The sequence below is a fragment of the Nocardia sp. XZ_19_385 genome (assembly GCF_015355755.1).
In the GTDB taxonomy this organism is placed as follows: domain Bacteria; phylum Actinomycetota; class Actinomycetes; order Mycobacteriales; family Mycobacteriaceae; genus Nocardia.
The window spans coordinates 1,608,143-1,622,364 of the sequence record NZ_JACVEE010000002.1 but is presented as its reverse complement, the minus strand read 5'-3'; the positions used below and the strand labels follow the sequence as shown (position 1 = coordinate 1,622,364).

Annotated in this window: 13 protein-coding genes; 8 read left to right on the top strand and 5 right to left on the bottom strand. The window is 65.7% G+C overall.

Annotation, left to right across the window (positions count from 1 at the left end; genetic code table 11):
* Nucleotides 1-5 precede the first annotated feature (5 nt).
* Complete coding sequence (locus IBX22_RS20310; RefSeq protein WP_194817097.1) at nucleotides 6-1,655, bottom strand: acyl-CoA synthetase; 1,650 nt, start codon at nucleotides 1,653-1,655, stop codon at nucleotides 6-8.
* Nucleotides 1,656-1,751: 96 nt separating this feature from the next.
* On the opposite strand from IBX22_RS20310, the gene IBX22_RS20305 reads away from it, so the two are divergent.
* A complete protein-coding gene (locus tag IBX22_RS20305; protein WP_194817096.1) occupies nucleotides 1,752-2,528 on the top strand; it encodes a crotonase/enoyl-CoA hydratase family protein in 777 nt (258 codons plus the stop codon).
* A gap of 73 nt (nucleotides 2,529-2,601) precedes the next feature.
* Here the strand turns inward: IBX22_RS20305 and IBX22_RS20300 are convergent, their stop codons facing one another.
* Nucleotides 2,602-3,018, bottom strand: a complete 417-nt coding sequence (locus IBX22_RS20300) for a VOC family protein (RefSeq protein WP_194817095.1) — start codon at nucleotides 3,016-3,018, stop codon at nucleotides 2,602-2,604.
* Nucleotides 3,019-3,228: 210 nt separating this feature from the next.
* Here IBX22_RS20300 and IBX22_RS20295 point away from each other — a divergent pair, with 210 nt between their 5' ends.
* Nucleotides 3,229-4,224 (top strand): sigma-70 family RNA polymerase sigma factor, encoded by a 996-nt coding sequence (locus IBX22_RS20295; protein WP_194817094.1) that lies wholly within the window; start codon nucleotides 3,229-3,231, stop codon nucleotides 4,222-4,224.
* Between the two features lie 87 nt (nucleotides 4,225-4,311).
* Here the strand turns inward: IBX22_RS20295 and fadD8 are convergent, their stop codons facing one another.
* Nucleotides 4,312-5,919 carry a fatty-acid--CoA ligase FadD8 gene (gene fadD8 / locus IBX22_RS20290; RefSeq protein ID WP_194817824.1) on the bottom strand — a complete coding sequence of 536 codons (1,608 nt, stop codon included), beginning with the start codon at nucleotides 5,917-5,919 and terminating at the stop codon, nucleotides 4,312-4,314.
* 48 nt (nucleotides 5,920-5,967) lie between these two features.
* Nucleotides 5,968-7,002 carry an LLM class F420-dependent oxidoreductase gene (locus IBX22_RS20285; RefSeq protein ID WP_194817093.1) on the bottom strand — a complete coding sequence of 345 codons (1,035 nt, stop codon included), beginning with the start codon at nucleotides 7,000-7,002 and terminating at the stop codon, nucleotides 5,968-5,970.
* Between the two features lie 204 nt (nucleotides 7,003-7,206).
* On the opposite strand from IBX22_RS20285, the gene IBX22_RS20280 reads away from it, so the two are divergent.
* From IBX22_RS20280 to IBX22_RS20265, 4 genes are read left to right on the top strand one after another with little or no spacing between them, the layout of a single operon-like run.
* A complete protein-coding gene (locus IBX22_RS20280) occupies nucleotides 7,207-8,130 on the top strand; it encodes a Zn-ribbon domain-containing OB-fold protein (RefSeq protein ID WP_194817823.1) in 924 nt (307 codons plus the stop codon).
* A 13-nt stretch (nucleotides 8,131-8,143) separates the two neighbouring features.
* A complete protein-coding gene (locus IBX22_RS20275; protein ID WP_194817092.1) occupies nucleotides 8,144-9,178 on the top strand; it encodes a thiolase domain-containing protein in 1,035 nt (344 codons plus the stop codon).
* Entirely contained in the window at nucleotides 9,175-10,347 is a 1,173-nt protein-coding gene (locus IBX22_RS20270) for a thiolase domain-containing protein (RefSeq protein WP_194817091.1), read from the top strand. Before IBX22_RS20275 ends, IBX22_RS20270 begins: the two co-directional genes overlap by 4 nt.
* Nucleotides 10,348-10,350: 3 nt before the next feature.
* Nucleotides 10,351-10,764, top strand: coding sequence for a nuclear transport factor 2 family protein (locus IBX22_RS20265; RefSeq protein WP_194817090.1), 414 nt, complete (start codon nucleotides 10,351-10,353; stop codon nucleotides 10,762-10,764).
* Nucleotides 10,765-10,840: 76 nt separating this feature from the next.
* Here the strand turns inward: IBX22_RS20265 and IBX22_RS20260 are convergent, their stop codons facing one another.
* Nucleotides 10,841-12,109: a cytochrome P450 gene (locus IBX22_RS20260; RefSeq protein ID WP_194817089.1), complete on the bottom strand. Its 1,269-nt coding sequence runs from the start codon at nucleotides 12,107-12,109 to the stop codon at nucleotides 10,841-10,843.
* A 147-nt stretch (nucleotides 12,110-12,256) separates the two neighbouring features.
* On the opposite strand from IBX22_RS20260, the gene IBX22_RS20255 reads away from it, so the two are divergent.
* Nucleotides 12,257-13,423, top strand: a complete 1,167-nt coding sequence (locus IBX22_RS20255; RefSeq protein ID WP_194817088.1) for a steroid 3-ketoacyl-CoA thiolase — start codon at nucleotides 12,257-12,259, stop codon at nucleotides 13,421-13,423.
* 361 nt (nucleotides 13,424-13,784) lie between these two features.
* Nucleotides 13,785-14,201: a helix-turn-helix domain-containing protein gene (locus IBX22_RS20250; protein WP_011207048.1), complete on the top strand. Its 417-nt coding sequence runs from the start codon at nucleotides 13,785-13,787 to the stop codon at nucleotides 14,199-14,201.
* Nucleotides 14,202-14,222: the final 21 nt, after the last annotated feature.

Genomic DNA, 14,222 nt, shown 5'->3' with positions numbered 1-14,222 from the left:
CGAACTTACTTGCTGCTGGCATCGGCATGCTCGTCGGCCGGGCGCGACTCGGTCTGCTCCTTGGCCCAGCGGTAATCCGGCTTGCCCGCCGGCGACCGCTTGATCTCGTCGACGAACCACAGGCTGCGCGGCAGCTTGTAGGCCGAGATCTCCTTGTTCAGGATCGGGCGCAGGTCCTCCAGGGTCGGGCGCTTGTCACCGCGGCACTGCACGACCGCCGTAACCCGCTGTCCCCAGCGCTCATCCGGCACGCCGACGACGAGCGCGTCGAAGACGTCCGGGTGCATCTTCAGCGCGCCCTCGACCTCTTCGGGGTAGATCTTCTCGCCCCCGCTGTTGATGCTGACCGAACCGCGGCCGAGCATGGTGACAGTGCCGTCCGCCTCGACCCGGGCGTAGTCGCCGGGGATGGAGTAACGCACCCCGTGGAACTCCTTGAACGTCGCCTTGGTCTTGGCTTCGTCGCCGTAGTAGCCCAGCGGGATGTGGCCCTTGCGCGCGATGAAACCGATCTGGCCCGAACCCGGCTCGACCGGGTAGCCCTCGTCGTTGAGCACCTCGGTGGAAGCGTCGATCTTCACCCGCGGACCGCCGGTGTGGGTTTGACCCTTGGTGACCACGGCCAGGCCGCCGAAGCCGGTCTCCGAGGAGCCGATCGAGTCGGTGATCATGGTGTTCGGCAGCTCTTCCATGAACTGGTCCTTGAGCGTCGGCGAGAACAGCGCCGCGCTGGAGGCCATCGCCCACAGGGTCGAATGCTTGTAGGGCTCACCGGTTTCCGGGTTGCCCTCCTTCAGTGCGTCGAGCATCGGGCGGGCCATCGCGTCGCCGGTGATGAAGATCAGGTTCACGGTGTGCTTGTCGATGGCCTGCCAGACGCCGTGCCCGCTGAACTCCGGCAGCATGATCGCCTTGCCGCCGTCGAAGAGGGCGTGGAACACCGCGCACTGCGAACCGCCGTGGATCAGCGGCGGGATCGGGTAGCGCACCATCTGCGCGTTGCCGGCGCCGGTCTTGGCCTGCTGCCACTCGTCCTCGACGCGATCGCCGGTGACGAAGTTGATGCCGCCGCCGAGCACTCGCCACCAGTCCTCCTGGCGCCACATCACGCCCTTGGGCAGGCCGGTGGTGCCGCCGGTGTAGAGCATGAAGATGTCGTCGCCGGAGCGTTCGCCGAAGTCCCGCTCGCCCGAGGACTCGGCGAGCACTGTGGCGTAATCCACTGAATCGGCTGCGGTCGCGATCGTTCCGGTCGTATCGTCGTCGACGACGATGACGGTTCCCAGCTTGGGGGTGTTCGACCGGACGGCGGCGACCTTGTCGGTGTAGCGACGCTCGTGGATCAGCGCGACCATGTCCGAGTTGTCGAAGATATATTGCAACTCGTTCTCGACGTATCGGAAGTTCACGTTGATCAACACCGCGCGGGCCTTGAAGACCGCCACCATGGCGATCACGGCCTCGATGGTGTTGCGCGAGTAGAGACCCACCTTGTCACCTTGCTGGACACCATGTTCCAGCAGGTAGTGGGCCAATTTATTGGCCTGCTCCTCCAGTTCCGCGTAAGTCACCTCGCGGGCGTCGTCGACCAGCGCGACGCGATCCGGCATGAGGTCGATGGCGTGTTCGACAAGGTCCGCTATGTTGTAGCTCACAGGCCTAAAATAGAACGTGTTACTGTCCCTGGCAAGCACCCGCTAGTGACTGCTTGTCAGGTCACTCGAAAAGGCCAGCAAGTCAGGAGAAGGTCTATGCCGCACTGCCTCGTTGAAAAGCGCGATCATGTTCTCATCGTGACGATGAATCGCCCCGAGGCTCGCAACGCCCTGTCCGCCGAGATGATGGCGATCATGCGCGACGCCTGGGACCAGGTCGATAGCGATCCCGACATTCGTGTGGCCATCCTCACCGGTGCAAGCGGGACGTTCTGCGCGGGTATGGATTTGAAGGCGATGAGCGCCAACCACCCGGGTGACAACGAATCCAGTTTCGACCCGGCCAATCTCCCGGCGCTGCTCAAAGGCCGCCGCCTGACCAAGCCGCTGATCGCGGCCGTGGAGGGCGCGGCCATCGCGGGCGGCACGGAAATCCTGCAGGGCACCGACATCCGGGTGGCCGCGGAAAGCGCGAAATTCGGTGTCTCCGAGGCGCGCTGGGGCCTGTTCCCGCTCGGCGGGTCGGCAGTGCGCCTGGTACGCCAGATTCCCTACACCGTCGCCGCGGAGATCCTGCTGACCGGCCGGCACATCACCGCCGCCGAAGCCAAGGAATACGGGCTGGTCGGGCACGTGGTGCCGGACGGCACCGCCCTGGACAAGGCGCTGGAACTGGCGCAGCAGATCTCGAACAACGGCCCGCTCGCCGTGCAGGCGATCCTGCGTACGCTGCGCGAGACCGAGGCGATGCACGAGCTGGACGCCTTCCAGATCGAGGCCAAGATCGGCATGTCGGTGTTCCGGTCCGCCGATGCCAAGGAGGGCCCGAAGGCCTTCGCCGAGAAGCGCAAGCCGAACTTCACCGGCCAGTAGTAGATCCTTCCCGGCGAGCGCTAGGACCCTCCGCAGTTGGGTCCTGGCTCTCGCCGGGAAAGCTTCTCGGTGCTCAGGCGGCCTGGTACGCCATGTAGAACGGTTCCCACTGATGGCCGTCCGGATCGATGAAGGTCCGGCCGTGCATCCCGACTTCGGCCTCCTGGGCGCGCTTGTCCGGGCAGTGTTCCTCGGTGGCGCCCGCGGCCACGGCCGCGTCGGTGAGCACATCCACCTCGTCCGCACTGGCCAGCGCGAGCGCGTATGCGGCGGCGGTGGCGGCGACCGTGTCGGCGATCGGGCGCTGGCTGAAGGTGGTGAAGAAGGTCTTGGTCAGCAGCATCAGGCAGATGTTGTCATCGACCACGATGCAGGCCGCGTTCTCATCGGTGAAATCCGCGTTCACCTTCCAGCCGACCGCCTCGTAGAAGGCCTTGGACCGGTTCAGGTCCTCGACCGGAAGGTTGATGAAAATCATCTTGGTGCTCATGTTTTCGTCCTCTCGCGCGCGTCGGTGGTGACACGAATAAGGACGGACGCCCGCACCGAAACTCATCGCTCTTCCGCAAAGTCCTGAGCGAAGCGAAAGACCTACACCGGTGAATGATCTTGAAACCGCTGGTCGGGACGCCTTACGGATACCCACTTCGGGCGAATTGCCCTCTGTGACTTGTCGGTGGGCTGTGGCATCGTGACATCCATGAACGACTCGGCCAGATCCGCCACCCTCACCCCCGACGTGCTCGCGTCGTTCGAGGGGCACCGGCGCGAGTTATGCGCCTACGCGTACCGCATGCTCGGTTCCTCCTTCGAAGCCGAGGACGCCGTGCAGGAGACCTTCACCCGCGCCTGGAAGTCCTACGACTCGTTCGAGGGCCGCGCCAGTCTGCGCTCCTGGTTGTATCGGATCGCCACCAATGTCTGCCTGGACATGCTCGACGGTCCGCAGCGCCGGGCCCGGCCGATGGACCTCAACGGTCCCAGCAGCCCGGATTCGACACTGCCGCCGCCGCAGCCGGATTACGTCTGGATCGAACCGATCCCCAACGCCCTGGCCTTCGGGGCCGATCCGGCCGAGCACGCCTCCGCCAAAGACACGCTGCGCCTGGCCTTCGTCGCCGCCTGTCAGCACCTGCCGGCCACTCAGCGCGCCATCCTGATCATGCGCGAGGTGCTGCGCTTCTCGGCGAATGAGACCGCCGAGGCGCTCACCATGTCCCCCGCGTCGGTGAACAGCGCCCTGCAGCGGGCCCGCGCCACCATGTCGAAGGTGCAGCCCAGCGATTTCGACGACTTCGACGAATCCGACGAGAACCAGCGCCGGCTCGTCGACAATTTCGTCTCGGCCTTCGAGGCCTACGACATGGACGCGCTCACCACCTTGCTGAAAGCCGATGTGGCACTGTCCATGCCGCCGTTCGACCTCTGGATCTCGGGCCCGGAGAACGTCGCCGAGTTCATGCTCGGCACCGGCAGCGCGTGCAAGGGCTCCAAGATGATCCGCCTGGAGGGCGCCAACGGCCACATCGCCTTCGGCCACTACAAGCCGGCCGACGAACCGGGCGTCTACATCCCGTGGTCGATCACGATCCTGGAACTCGACGGCGACGCCATCGCCGGGCTCAACTTCTTCCTCGACACCGAGAAGCTGTTCCCGCTGTTCGACCTGCCGCTGGAACTGCGCGAAAACGCCTGAGATACCACGGAATCTGCCCCCGTCCTGGCTCTGGACGGGGGCAGATTCATACGGGCAACTCGACCACCAAGCAACCCGCAGTCTGTGTCAGGCGATACCCAGGCGCTCGTTGGCGAGGATCCGGATGGCCTTCTTGTCGGGCTTGCCCAGACCGGTGAGCGGCAGCTGGTCGACGACGATGTAGTGCTTGGGCACCTGCACCGAGCCCTTGCGCTGCTTCACGGTCCGCGAGATCTCGGCGGTCACCTTCCGCACCGCGGCTTCGTCGGCGGCGACGGCCGGGTCGAGCACGATGACGGCGGTGACGGCCTCTTCCCACTGCGGGTCCGGGACGCCGACCACGGCCACGCCGAGCACGCTGTCATGTTCCGCGACAACGTCTTCCACCTCGCGCGGGAAGACGTTGAAGCCGCCGGTGACGACCATGTCCTTGCTGCGGCCCACGATGTGCAGGAAGCCGTCCTCGTCCTGGCGCGCCAGGTCCCCGGTGCGCAGCCAGCCGTCCTTGAAGGTTTCGGCGGTCACCTCGGGGAGATTCAGGTAGCCCGCGGCCAAAAGTGGCCCGGAGACACAGATTTCGCCGACTTCGCCGGGGGCGACGACCTTGTCCTCGGTGTCGAGCAAAGCGACCCGCAGGGCGGCCGACGGGCGGCCACAGGAGGTGAGCCGTTCCTTGTCGTGCTCCTCTTTGCCCAGGTAGCTGATCGCCATCGGGGCCTCGGACTGGCCGAAGTACTGGGCGAAGATCGGCCCGAACTTCTCGATGGCCTGGGTGAGCCGGGTCGGATCGATCGAGGAGGCACCGTAATACACAGTTTCCAGCGAGGACAGATCCCGCTTGTCCACATCGGGATGGTCGAGCAGCGCGTAGATCATCGACGGCACCAGCATGGTGGCGCTGATCTTGTACTCCTCGATCGCTTTGAGCACCTCGCCCGCGTCGAAACGCGGCACCACGATGCACTCGCCGCCGAGCAGCACCACGGGCAGGAAGAAGGCCGCCCCCGCGTGCGAAAGTGGCGTGCAGATCAGGAATTTCGGCCGCTTCGGCCATTCCCATTCCGAGAGCTGGATCTGGGTCATGGTGGCCATCGCCTGCGCCGTGCCGATCACGCCCTTGGGCTTGCCGGTGGTGCCGCCGGTGTAGCTGACCGAGATGACATCCTCGGGCCGCAGCTCCACGGCTTCGACCGGTCCGGGCTCGTACTTGGCCACCTCGGCGAGGAAATCCACACCGACATCGGATAGTTCGTCCGGCACCGGACCCAGGACCAGCACCTTGGTCAAGCCCTCGACACGGTCGACCAGGTCGCGGGCGCGCTGCACGAACATCGGCACCGGATCCAGGATCAGCGTCGAAATACCCGCGTCGGCAAGCACATACGCGTGATCGTCGAGGCCGCCGATGGGATGCAGCGCCGTCCGCCGATGGCCGCGCGCCTGCCCGGCCGCGATGGTGAACAGCACCTCGGGGCGGTTCAACGCGAGAACGCCTACCGGAGAGCCGGTTTCGATGCCATTGGCTTCGAACGCGGCGACGTACTGACTGATCGCGTCGAGCACGTCCGCGCCGGTGAGCACGGTGTCCCCGAGCGTCACCACCGGCGCGTTCTTGTGCCGCCGCAGTCCGGCGAGCAGGCTGAACCCGTTGTGCACAGGCATCCGCAGGCGGGTATCGGGATCGATAGTGGTCATCGTCACCTCAATGAATTTAGAACGTGTTCTATCAATGAACAAGGGGTATCACGACGCGAGTGCGGCCAGTTCGCACACCTGCTCGGCACTGTTGGCCGACACCAGCATCATGGTGACGCCCGCCGCCTCCCAGACCTTGATCTGTTCGCGGACGTGTTCGGCGGTGCCGATGATCGCGGTGTCGAGGATGAGCTCGTCCGGGACCACCGCCGCGGCTTCGGCCTTCTTGCCCGACAGGAAGAGCTTGCCGATCTCGTCGACCTCGCGCTCGTAGCCCATCCGCTTGTAGACCTGGGCGTGGAAGTTCTGCTCCGGTGCGCCCATGCCGCCGATGTAGAGCGCCATGATCCAGCGCATCTTCTCCAGTTCGCTCTGCGGATCGTCGGTGATCACCACCTGGCAGCTCGCGGCGATCTCGAAGGTCTCGCGGGTGCGGCGCGCACCGGCCCGGGCGAAGCCCTCATCGAGCCAGTCGTTGTACATGTTCGCCAGGCGCGGGGCGTAGTAGATGGCCAGCCAGCCATCCGCGATCTCGGCGGTCAGCGCCACATTCTTCGGGCCTTCGGCGCCCAGCCAGATCGGCAAATCCGCACGTAGCGGATGCACGATCGGCTTCAACGGCTTCCCGAGACCGACCGCGCCCGGCCCGGTGTAGGGCAGCGGGTAGTGCGACCCGTCATTGGTCACCGGCGCCTCGCGCGCGAGCACCTTGCGGATGATGTCCACGTACTCCCGGGTGCGCGCCAGCGGCTTGGCGAAGGGCTGCCCGTACCAGCCCTCGACCACCTGCGGACCGGAGACGCCGAGGCCGAGCACCGCGCGGCCACCACTGAGGTGATCCAGCGTGAGCGCGTGCATGGCGGTCGCCGCCGGCGTGCGTGCGGACAGCTGCACCACCGAGGTGCCCAGCCGCACCCGTTCGGTCTGGGACCCCCACCAGGTGAGCGGACCGAAGGCATCCGAACCCCACGATTCGGCGGCGAACACCGCGTCGAAGCCCGCAGTCTCGGCGGCCTGCACCAACTCCCCGGCGTTCGCCGGCGGCTGTGCCATCCAATACCCGAGCTGTAGTCCGAACTTCATCAGGTGTCTCCTTCTCCGTCGCCCGCTACCGCCGTGGCCGAGCTCACATCGGACCCTATGCCGTCCCGGTGCTTGCCACCAGAATAAGAACCTGTTCTACTCGATGTCGTGACTCAGGGGAATACCGCATCCGGCGTAGTTACGGATGAGAAAGGGGCGGAATTGAACACAGCGACGCCCGATGTACTCAGTGCGCCCCTCCGGATGCACTTCGACTACACCCGCTCCGTCGGACCGACCATCGGCAAGTTTCTGACCGGTCTGCGCGGGCATCAGGTGATCGGCGTGCGCGGCTCGGACGGACGAGTGCTGGTGCCGCCACCGGAATACGATCCGGTGACCGCCGCGCCGTTGACGGAGTTCGTGCCCGTCGCCGACGTCGGCACCGTCGAATCCTGGAGCTGGGTGGCCGACGTACTGCCCGGCCAGCCCTTCGACCGCCCCTTCGCCTACGCGCTGATCCGTCTCGACGGCGCCGATACCGCGCTGCTGCACGCCGTGGATGTCGCCGCGCCGCAGGATATTTCGACCGGCATGCGGGTGCGGGCCCGGTGGGCCGCCGAAACCACCGGCAGCATCAAGGACATCGCCTGCTTCGAGCCGGGCGAAACCTCCACCGCGCCAGCGCCTTCCGAGGACGACCGGGAGCCGATCACCGAGCTCGTCACCCCGGTCGACCTGCACTACAGCCACAACGCCTCCCCGCAGGAGACCGTCTACCTGCGCGGCTTGGCCGAGGGCAAGCTGCTGGGCGCCCGCTCCGGCGACGGCGACAAGGTCTACTTCCCGCCGCGCGGCGCGAATCCGACCAACGGCCTGCCGACCAACGACTATGTCGAGCTGTCCGACCACGGCACGGTCACCACCTTCTGCATCGTCAACGTGCCGTTCCTGGGCCAGCGCATCAAGCCGCCGTACGTGGCCGCCTACGTGCTGCTGGACGGCGCCGACATCCCGGTGCTGCATCTCGTACTCGGTTGCGAGGCAAGCGAAGTGCGCATGGGCATGCGCGTGCAGGCGGTGTGGAAGCCGCGCGCGGAGTGGGGCTTCAGCCTGTCCAACGTGGACCACTTCGAGCCGTCCGGCGAACCCGACGCCGACTACGACACCTACAAGCATCACCTCTGAGAGGCCGCGTACGTTGACTGACAATTCCACCGACATCGCGGTGGTGGGGTTCGCCCACGCGCCGCATGTACCGGAGACCTTCGGCACCACCAACGGTGTCGAAATGCTGGTGCCCTGCTTCCAGCAGCTCTACTCCGATCTCGGCATCGCCAAGTCCGATATCGACTTCTGGTGCTCGGGCTCCTCGGATTACCTTGCCGGACGTGCTTTTTCGTTCATCTCCGCGGTCGACGCGATCGGCGCGGTGCCACCGATCAACGAGTCGCACGTCGAGATGGACGCGGCCTGGGCGCTGTATGAAGCCTTCGTGAAATTGAAGTCCGGCCAGGCGCAGACCGCGCTGGTATACGGCTTCGGCAAATCCTCGGCGGGCACTCTGCGCCAGGTCTTGACCATGCAGCTCGACCCCTACACCGTCACGCCGCTGTGGCCGGATTCCTATGCGATCGCCGGTTTGCAGGCTCGGGCCGGACTGGCCGCGGGCCGCTGGACGGAGCGGGATATGGCCGCGGTCGCCGCCGGTGCGGACGGCGATCTCGAATCTCTGCTCGCCACACCGTATGTGGCCGATCCCCTGCGCGCCCACGACATCGCGCCGGTCACCGACGGTGCGGCCGCGATTGTGCTGGCCGTGGGCGATCGCGCCAAGGAACTGTGCGAGCGCCCGGCCTGGATCACCGGGATGGCGCACCGCATCGACACCCCGATGCTGGGCGCGCGCGACCTCGCCGCCTCGCCTTCCACCGCCGCGGCGGCACAGGCGGTGACCGGTGGCGACACCACCGGTTTCGATATCGCCGAACTGCACGCACCGTTCAGCCATCAGCAGCTGATCCTCGCCGAGGCGATCGGATTGAAGCCGGAAACTCGGGTCAACCCGTCCGGTGGCGCACTGGTAGCAAACCCGATGTTCGCCGCCGGATTGGAGCGCATCGGATTCGCCGCGCGGGCGATTATGGCGGGCTCAGCTAACCGCGCACTCGCCCACGCGACCAGTGGCCCGGCGCTGCAACAGAACTTGGTTACCGTCCTGGAAGGCACCCGATGAGTCTCCCCGCTGCGGTGCTGGGCACCGGCCAAACCCATCACGTGACGAAACGAACCGACGTCTCCATGTCGGGGATGTGCCGCGAAGCAATCGATCGTGCGCTCGAAGACGCCGGCCTCACCATGGCCGATATCGATGCGGTCGTCGTGGGCAAGGCGCCGGATATGTTCGAGGGCGTCATGATGCCCGAGCTCATGATGGCCGATGCCCTCGGCGCTACCGGAAAACCCCTGCTCCGCGTGCATACGGCCGGCTCGGTCGGCGGCTCCACCGGTGTCGTGGCCGCCAACCTGGTGCAGGCGGGCATGCACAAGCGGGTGCTCGCGGTGGCCTGGGAGAAGCAGTCCGAATCGAATGCCATGTGGGCGTTGTCGATTCCGGTGCCGTTCACCATGCCGGTCGGCGCGGGCGCGGGCGGCTACTTCGCACCGCACGTGCGCTCCTACATCCGGCGCTCCAGCGCCCCGAACCATATCGGCGCACTGGTCGCGGTGAAGGACCGGCGCAATGGCGCCAAGAACCCGCTCGCGCACCTGCATCAGCCCGACATCACCGTCGACAAGGTGCTGGCCTCGCAGATGCTGTGGGACCCGATCCGTTTCGACGAGACCTGCCCCTCCTCGGACGGCGCGTGCGCGCTGATCATCGGTGACGCCGAAGCCGCCGCCGTGGTCGAAGCCGAAGGCAAGAAGGTCGCGTGGGTGCACGGCACCGCCATGCGCACCGAGCCGACCACCTTCGCCGGACGCGACCAGGTCAACCCGCAGGCCGGCCAGGACGCGGCCGCCGCACTGTGGAAAGCCGCGGGCATCACCAATCCGATCGAAGAGATCGACGCCGCCGAAATCTATGTCCCCTTCTCCTGGTTCGAGCCGATGTGGCTGGAGAACCTCGGTTTCGCCGCGCCCGGTGAGGGCTGGAAGCTCACCGACAAGGGTGAGACGGAGATCGGCGGCAGGATCCCGGTGAACCCCTCGGGTGGCGTGCTCTCCTCGAACCCGATCGGCGCCTCCGGCCTGATCCGGTTCGCCGAGGCCGCCAAGCAGGTCATGGGCCGGGCCGGGGACTACCAGGTCAAGGACGCACGCAAGGCGATGGGCCACGCGTACGGCGGTGGCTCGCAGTACTTCTCCATGTGGGTCGTGGGCTCCGAGAAGCCGAAAGGGTAGACGATGAGCACCGAACATCCGGCGCGTGCCGCCGGCCAGGCATCACAGGCCGCCGTGCGGGCGCGGGACAAGGACGCGTGGGTCGCCCTGTTCGCCGAAGACGGGATCGTCGAAGATCCCATCGGCCCTTCCGGATTCGACCCCGAAGGCAAAGGCCACCGCGGCCACGAAGCGATCGCCGCGTTCTGGGACATGGCGATCGCGAAGACCGAATCGATCGAATTCCTGTTCGGCGACTCGTTCGCCTGCGGTCACGAGGTGGCTTACACCGGCATGATCCGCACCCGGATCGCCGGCCGGCAGATCGATGCCGAAGGTGTCTTCACCTACAAGGTGAACGACGCCGGAAAGATCGCGGCGCTGCGCGCGTTCTGGGAGACCGAGCGCGCCATGGCCACCATGAAGGCCGCCGAGTAAGGACCGCTGACCTCCGGGTCAGCACACGAAAGGCCCCGAATCGCATGGGACGTGCCGATTCGGGGCCTTCTCGTTCTCAGTGCGCGACCGGGCAGCCGCCACCGCCCTTGGTCTGGTAGTCGACCTGGAACTCCTTGATGCCGTTCAGCCAGCCCGAGCGCAGCCGCTTCGGGTCACCCAGCTTGCTGATGTCCGGCAGGTGATCGGCGATCGCGTTGAAGATCAGCTCGACTTCCAGCCGGGCCAGGTTCGCGCCGATGCAGAAGTGGGCGCCGGTGCCGCCGAAGGACAGGTGGTCGTTGTTCTTGCGCAGGATGTCGAATTGCTCCGGGTGCTCGAAGACGTCCTCGTCGAAGTTGGCCGAGCGGTACAGCATGACGACCCGCTGCCCCTTCTTGATCTGCACTCCCCCGAGTTCGGTGTCCTCGAGCGCGGTCCGCTGGAACGAGGTGACCGGGGTGGCCCACCGGATTATCTCGTCATAGGCGGTGGCCGGACGTTCTTTCTTGAACAGCTCCCATTGCTCGGGGTGATCAAGGAATGCCATCATGCCGTGCGTGATGGCATTGCGTGTCGTCTCGTTGCCCGCGACCGCCAGCAGGATCACGAAGAAGCCGAACTCCTCCGGCTTGAGCGAATCGCCGTCGATGTCGGCCTCGATCAGCTTGGTGACCAGGTCGTTGGCGGGACATTGCTTGCGCGCCTCGGCCATCTCGTAGGCATAGCTCAGGATCTGCATGGACGAGGCCATCGGATCGACACCGGCGAACTCGGGGTCGTCGTATCCGGTCATCTCGTTGGACCACTGGAAGACCTTCATCCGGTCCTCCTGCGGCACGCCGATCAGTTCGGCGATGGCCTGCAGCGGCAGTTCGCACGAGACCTGGGTGACGAAGTCGCCCGCGCCTTCTTCGGCGGCGCGTTTGACGATCCCCTCGGCGCGCGCGGACAGTTCGGCGCGCAGGCCGTTGATCACGCGTGGGGTGAAGCCGCGGGAAATGATCTTGCGCAGTTTGGTGTGCTCGGGCGCGTCCATGTTCAGCAGCACCAGCCGCTGCATGTCGATGTTCTCGCGTGGGATGTCGTCGTTGAAGCGCGGGAGCGCGGTGTTCTCGAAGGTGGAGAAGACCTCGCTGCGCCGCGAGACCTCCTTGACTTCGGCGTGCTTGCTCACCACCCAGAAGCCGTCGTCGTGGAAGCCGCCGATTTCCGGTGGCTGCGGATTCCACCAGATCGGCGCGGCCTTGCGCAGTTCCGCGTACTCCTCGACCGGCACTCGCTGCGCGTAGATGTCCGGATCGGTGACGTCGAAACCTTCGGGCAGATCAGGACGAGTGTGAACCACCAGTTGTCTCCTTTGAGAACTGAAACACGTTCTACACTCATTGCAGCACAGGGGGTATTACTAGTAAAGAAGATCTAGGGGACCTACTAACACGCGTTCCAGTTTTCCGTCCCGAACACCGGGTCTGAGCAAAAGAAGGATTTGGACATGGGCACACCCGTAATCGTTGAGGCAGCTCGCACCCCGATCGGCAAGCGCAACGGCTGGCTCGCCGGATTGCACGCCGCCGAACTGCTCGGCGCCGCCCAGCGCGGCATCCTCGACAAGGCAGAACTGGATCCGATCCTCGTCGAGCAGGTCATCGGCGGCTGCGTCATGCAGGTCGGCGAGCAGGGCAACAACGTCACCCGTACCGCCTGGCTGCACGCCGGACTCCCCTGGCAAGCCGGCGCGGTCACCATCGACAACCAGTGCGGTTCGGCCCAGCAGGCCGTCGGCCTGGTCGCCGGGCTGATCGCCACCGGGGCCATCGAAACCGGCCTGGCCTGCGGCCTCGAGTCCATGAGCCACGTCCCGCTGGGCGCGAACGTCGGCACGCACGCCGGGCCGCGCCGGCCCGCTTCGTGGGATATCGGTATGCCCAATCAGTTCGAGGCCGCCGAGCGGATCGCCAAGCGCCGCGGCATCACCCGCGACGATGTCGAGGAGCTGGGCGAGCGCTCCCAGCGCCTGGCCGCGCAGGCGTGGGCCGAAGGTCGTTTCGACCGCGAGGTGCTCACCATCAAGGACGCCCCGCAGGTGGACAAGGAAGGCAACCGCACCGGCGAGACGATGGACGTCAGCCGCGACCAAGGCCTGCGCGAAACCTCCCGGGAGGGCCTGGCCAAGCTGAAGCCGGTCCTGGAGGGCGGCATCCACACCGCGGGCACCTCCTCGCAGATCTCCGACGGCGCCGCCGCCGTGCTGCTCATGGACGAAAAGGCCGCGCAGCGGCAGGGTTTGCGGCCGCGCGCCCGGATCGTGGCGCAGGCACTGGTGGGCGGCGAGCCCGAGTTCCACCTGGACGGCCCGGTGCAGGCGTGCCAACGGCTGCTCGACAAGTCCGGCATGAGCATGTCCGACATCGATCTGTTCGAGATCAACGAGGCGTTCGCCTCGGTGGTGTTGTCCTGGGCGTCGGTGCACAAGCCGGACATGGAGCGGGTGAACGTCAACGGCGGCGCGATCGCGCTCGGCCATCCGGTCGGTTCCACCGGATCCCGGCTGATCACAACGGCTTTGCACGAGCTGGAGCGGACCGGCAAGAGCACGGCCATGATCTTGATGTGCTGCGGTGGCGCCCTCGCGACCGGCACCATCATCGAGCGGCTTTAGCGCTCAACAGGATTCCGGCCCGCTTGTTGAACGTTCATCCCAGAAGCGCCAAAACGTGTCGTACGCCACACAATCGGCGGTACAGAGAAGTAGATGAGACGTCAGCTAACATGCGGCTATCATTGGTCCGTCGCGGAAGACCTCTGCGACGGGCCAGAACCGGTGCTTGCCACGTCTCCACCAGAGACCTTGGGGTGACCCGCAAACGCTACGGTCCCAGTGACTTCGCTCGAGGCACACCTAGAAGCTTCAAGGAAATCCGGAATCAGGCGTAGGTTTTCAGTTACTGAGCCGCTAATATCAATGATACGTATCCGAGATAACGACTGTTAGTACAGCGAAGGGAATTGGGCGGCTCACAATGGCTGATTTCGCGGCGCGGCTGAACAAGCTGTTCGAAACCGTGCATCCCCCGGGGCGCAAGCCGCACACCAACGCGGAGGTTGCGGCTGCGCTGACAGCCTCCGGGCATCCGATCTCGAAACCGTATCTCTCGCAGTTGCGGTCGGGACAACGGACGAACCCGTCGGACGAAACGGTGGCTGCACTGGCCAAGTTCTTCAAGGTCAAGCCGGACTACTTCTTCAACGACATCTATGCCGCCAAGATCGATCACGATCTGGAGCTGCTGTCCCAGCTGCAGGGCTATGGACTGCGACGGCTGTCGAGTAGAGCGTTCGACCTGTCCGAAGAATCACAGAACCTCCTCACCTCGATGGCGGAGAAGCTTCGTGCAAGTGAAGGCTTGCCCGAAATCCCGCCGGACGGAACCGAATAGGGGCCAGTAAGGTCACCGCCC

Bases quoted from the DNA above. Each gene is read 5' to 3' on its own strand.
- IBX22_RS20250 (WP_011207048.1), top strand. From the start codon at position 13,785: ATGGCTGATTTCGCGGCGCGGCTGAACAAGCTGTTCGAAACCGTGCAT.
- IBX22_RS20295 (WP_194817094.1), top strand. From the start codon at position 3,229: ATGAACGACTCGGCCAGATCCGCCACCCTCACCCCCGACGTGCTCGCG.
- IBX22_RS20305 (WP_194817096.1), top strand. From the start codon at position 1,752: ATGCCGCACTGCCTCGTTGAAAAGCGCGATCATGTTCTCATCGTGACG.
- IBX22_RS20300 (WP_194817095.1), bottom strand. From the start codon at position 3,018: ATGAGCACCAAGATGATTTTCATCAACCTTCCGGTCGAGGACCTGAAC.
- IBX22_RS20280 (WP_194817823.1), top strand. From the start codon at position 7,207: ATGCACTTCGACTACACCCGCTCCGTCGGACCGACCATCGGCAAGTTT.
- IBX22_RS20270 (WP_194817091.1), top strand. From the start codon at position 9,175: ATGAGTCTCCCCGCTGCGGTGCTGGGCACCGGCCAAACCCATCACGTG.
- IBX22_RS20255 (WP_194817088.1), top strand. From the start codon at position 12,257: ATGGGCACACCCGTAATCGTTGAGGCAGCTCGCACCCCGATCGGCAAG.
- fadD8 (WP_194817824.1), bottom strand. From the start codon at position 5,919: ATGACCACTATCGATCCCGATACCCGCCTGCGGATGCCTGTGCACAAC.
- IBX22_RS20285 (WP_194817093.1), bottom strand. From the start codon at position 7,002: ATGAAGTTCGGACTACAGCTCGGGTATTGGATGGCACAGCCGCCGGCG.
- IBX22_RS20265 (WP_194817090.1), top strand. From the start codon at position 10,351: ATGAGCACCGAACATCCGGCGCGTGCCGCCGGCCAGGCATCACAGGCC.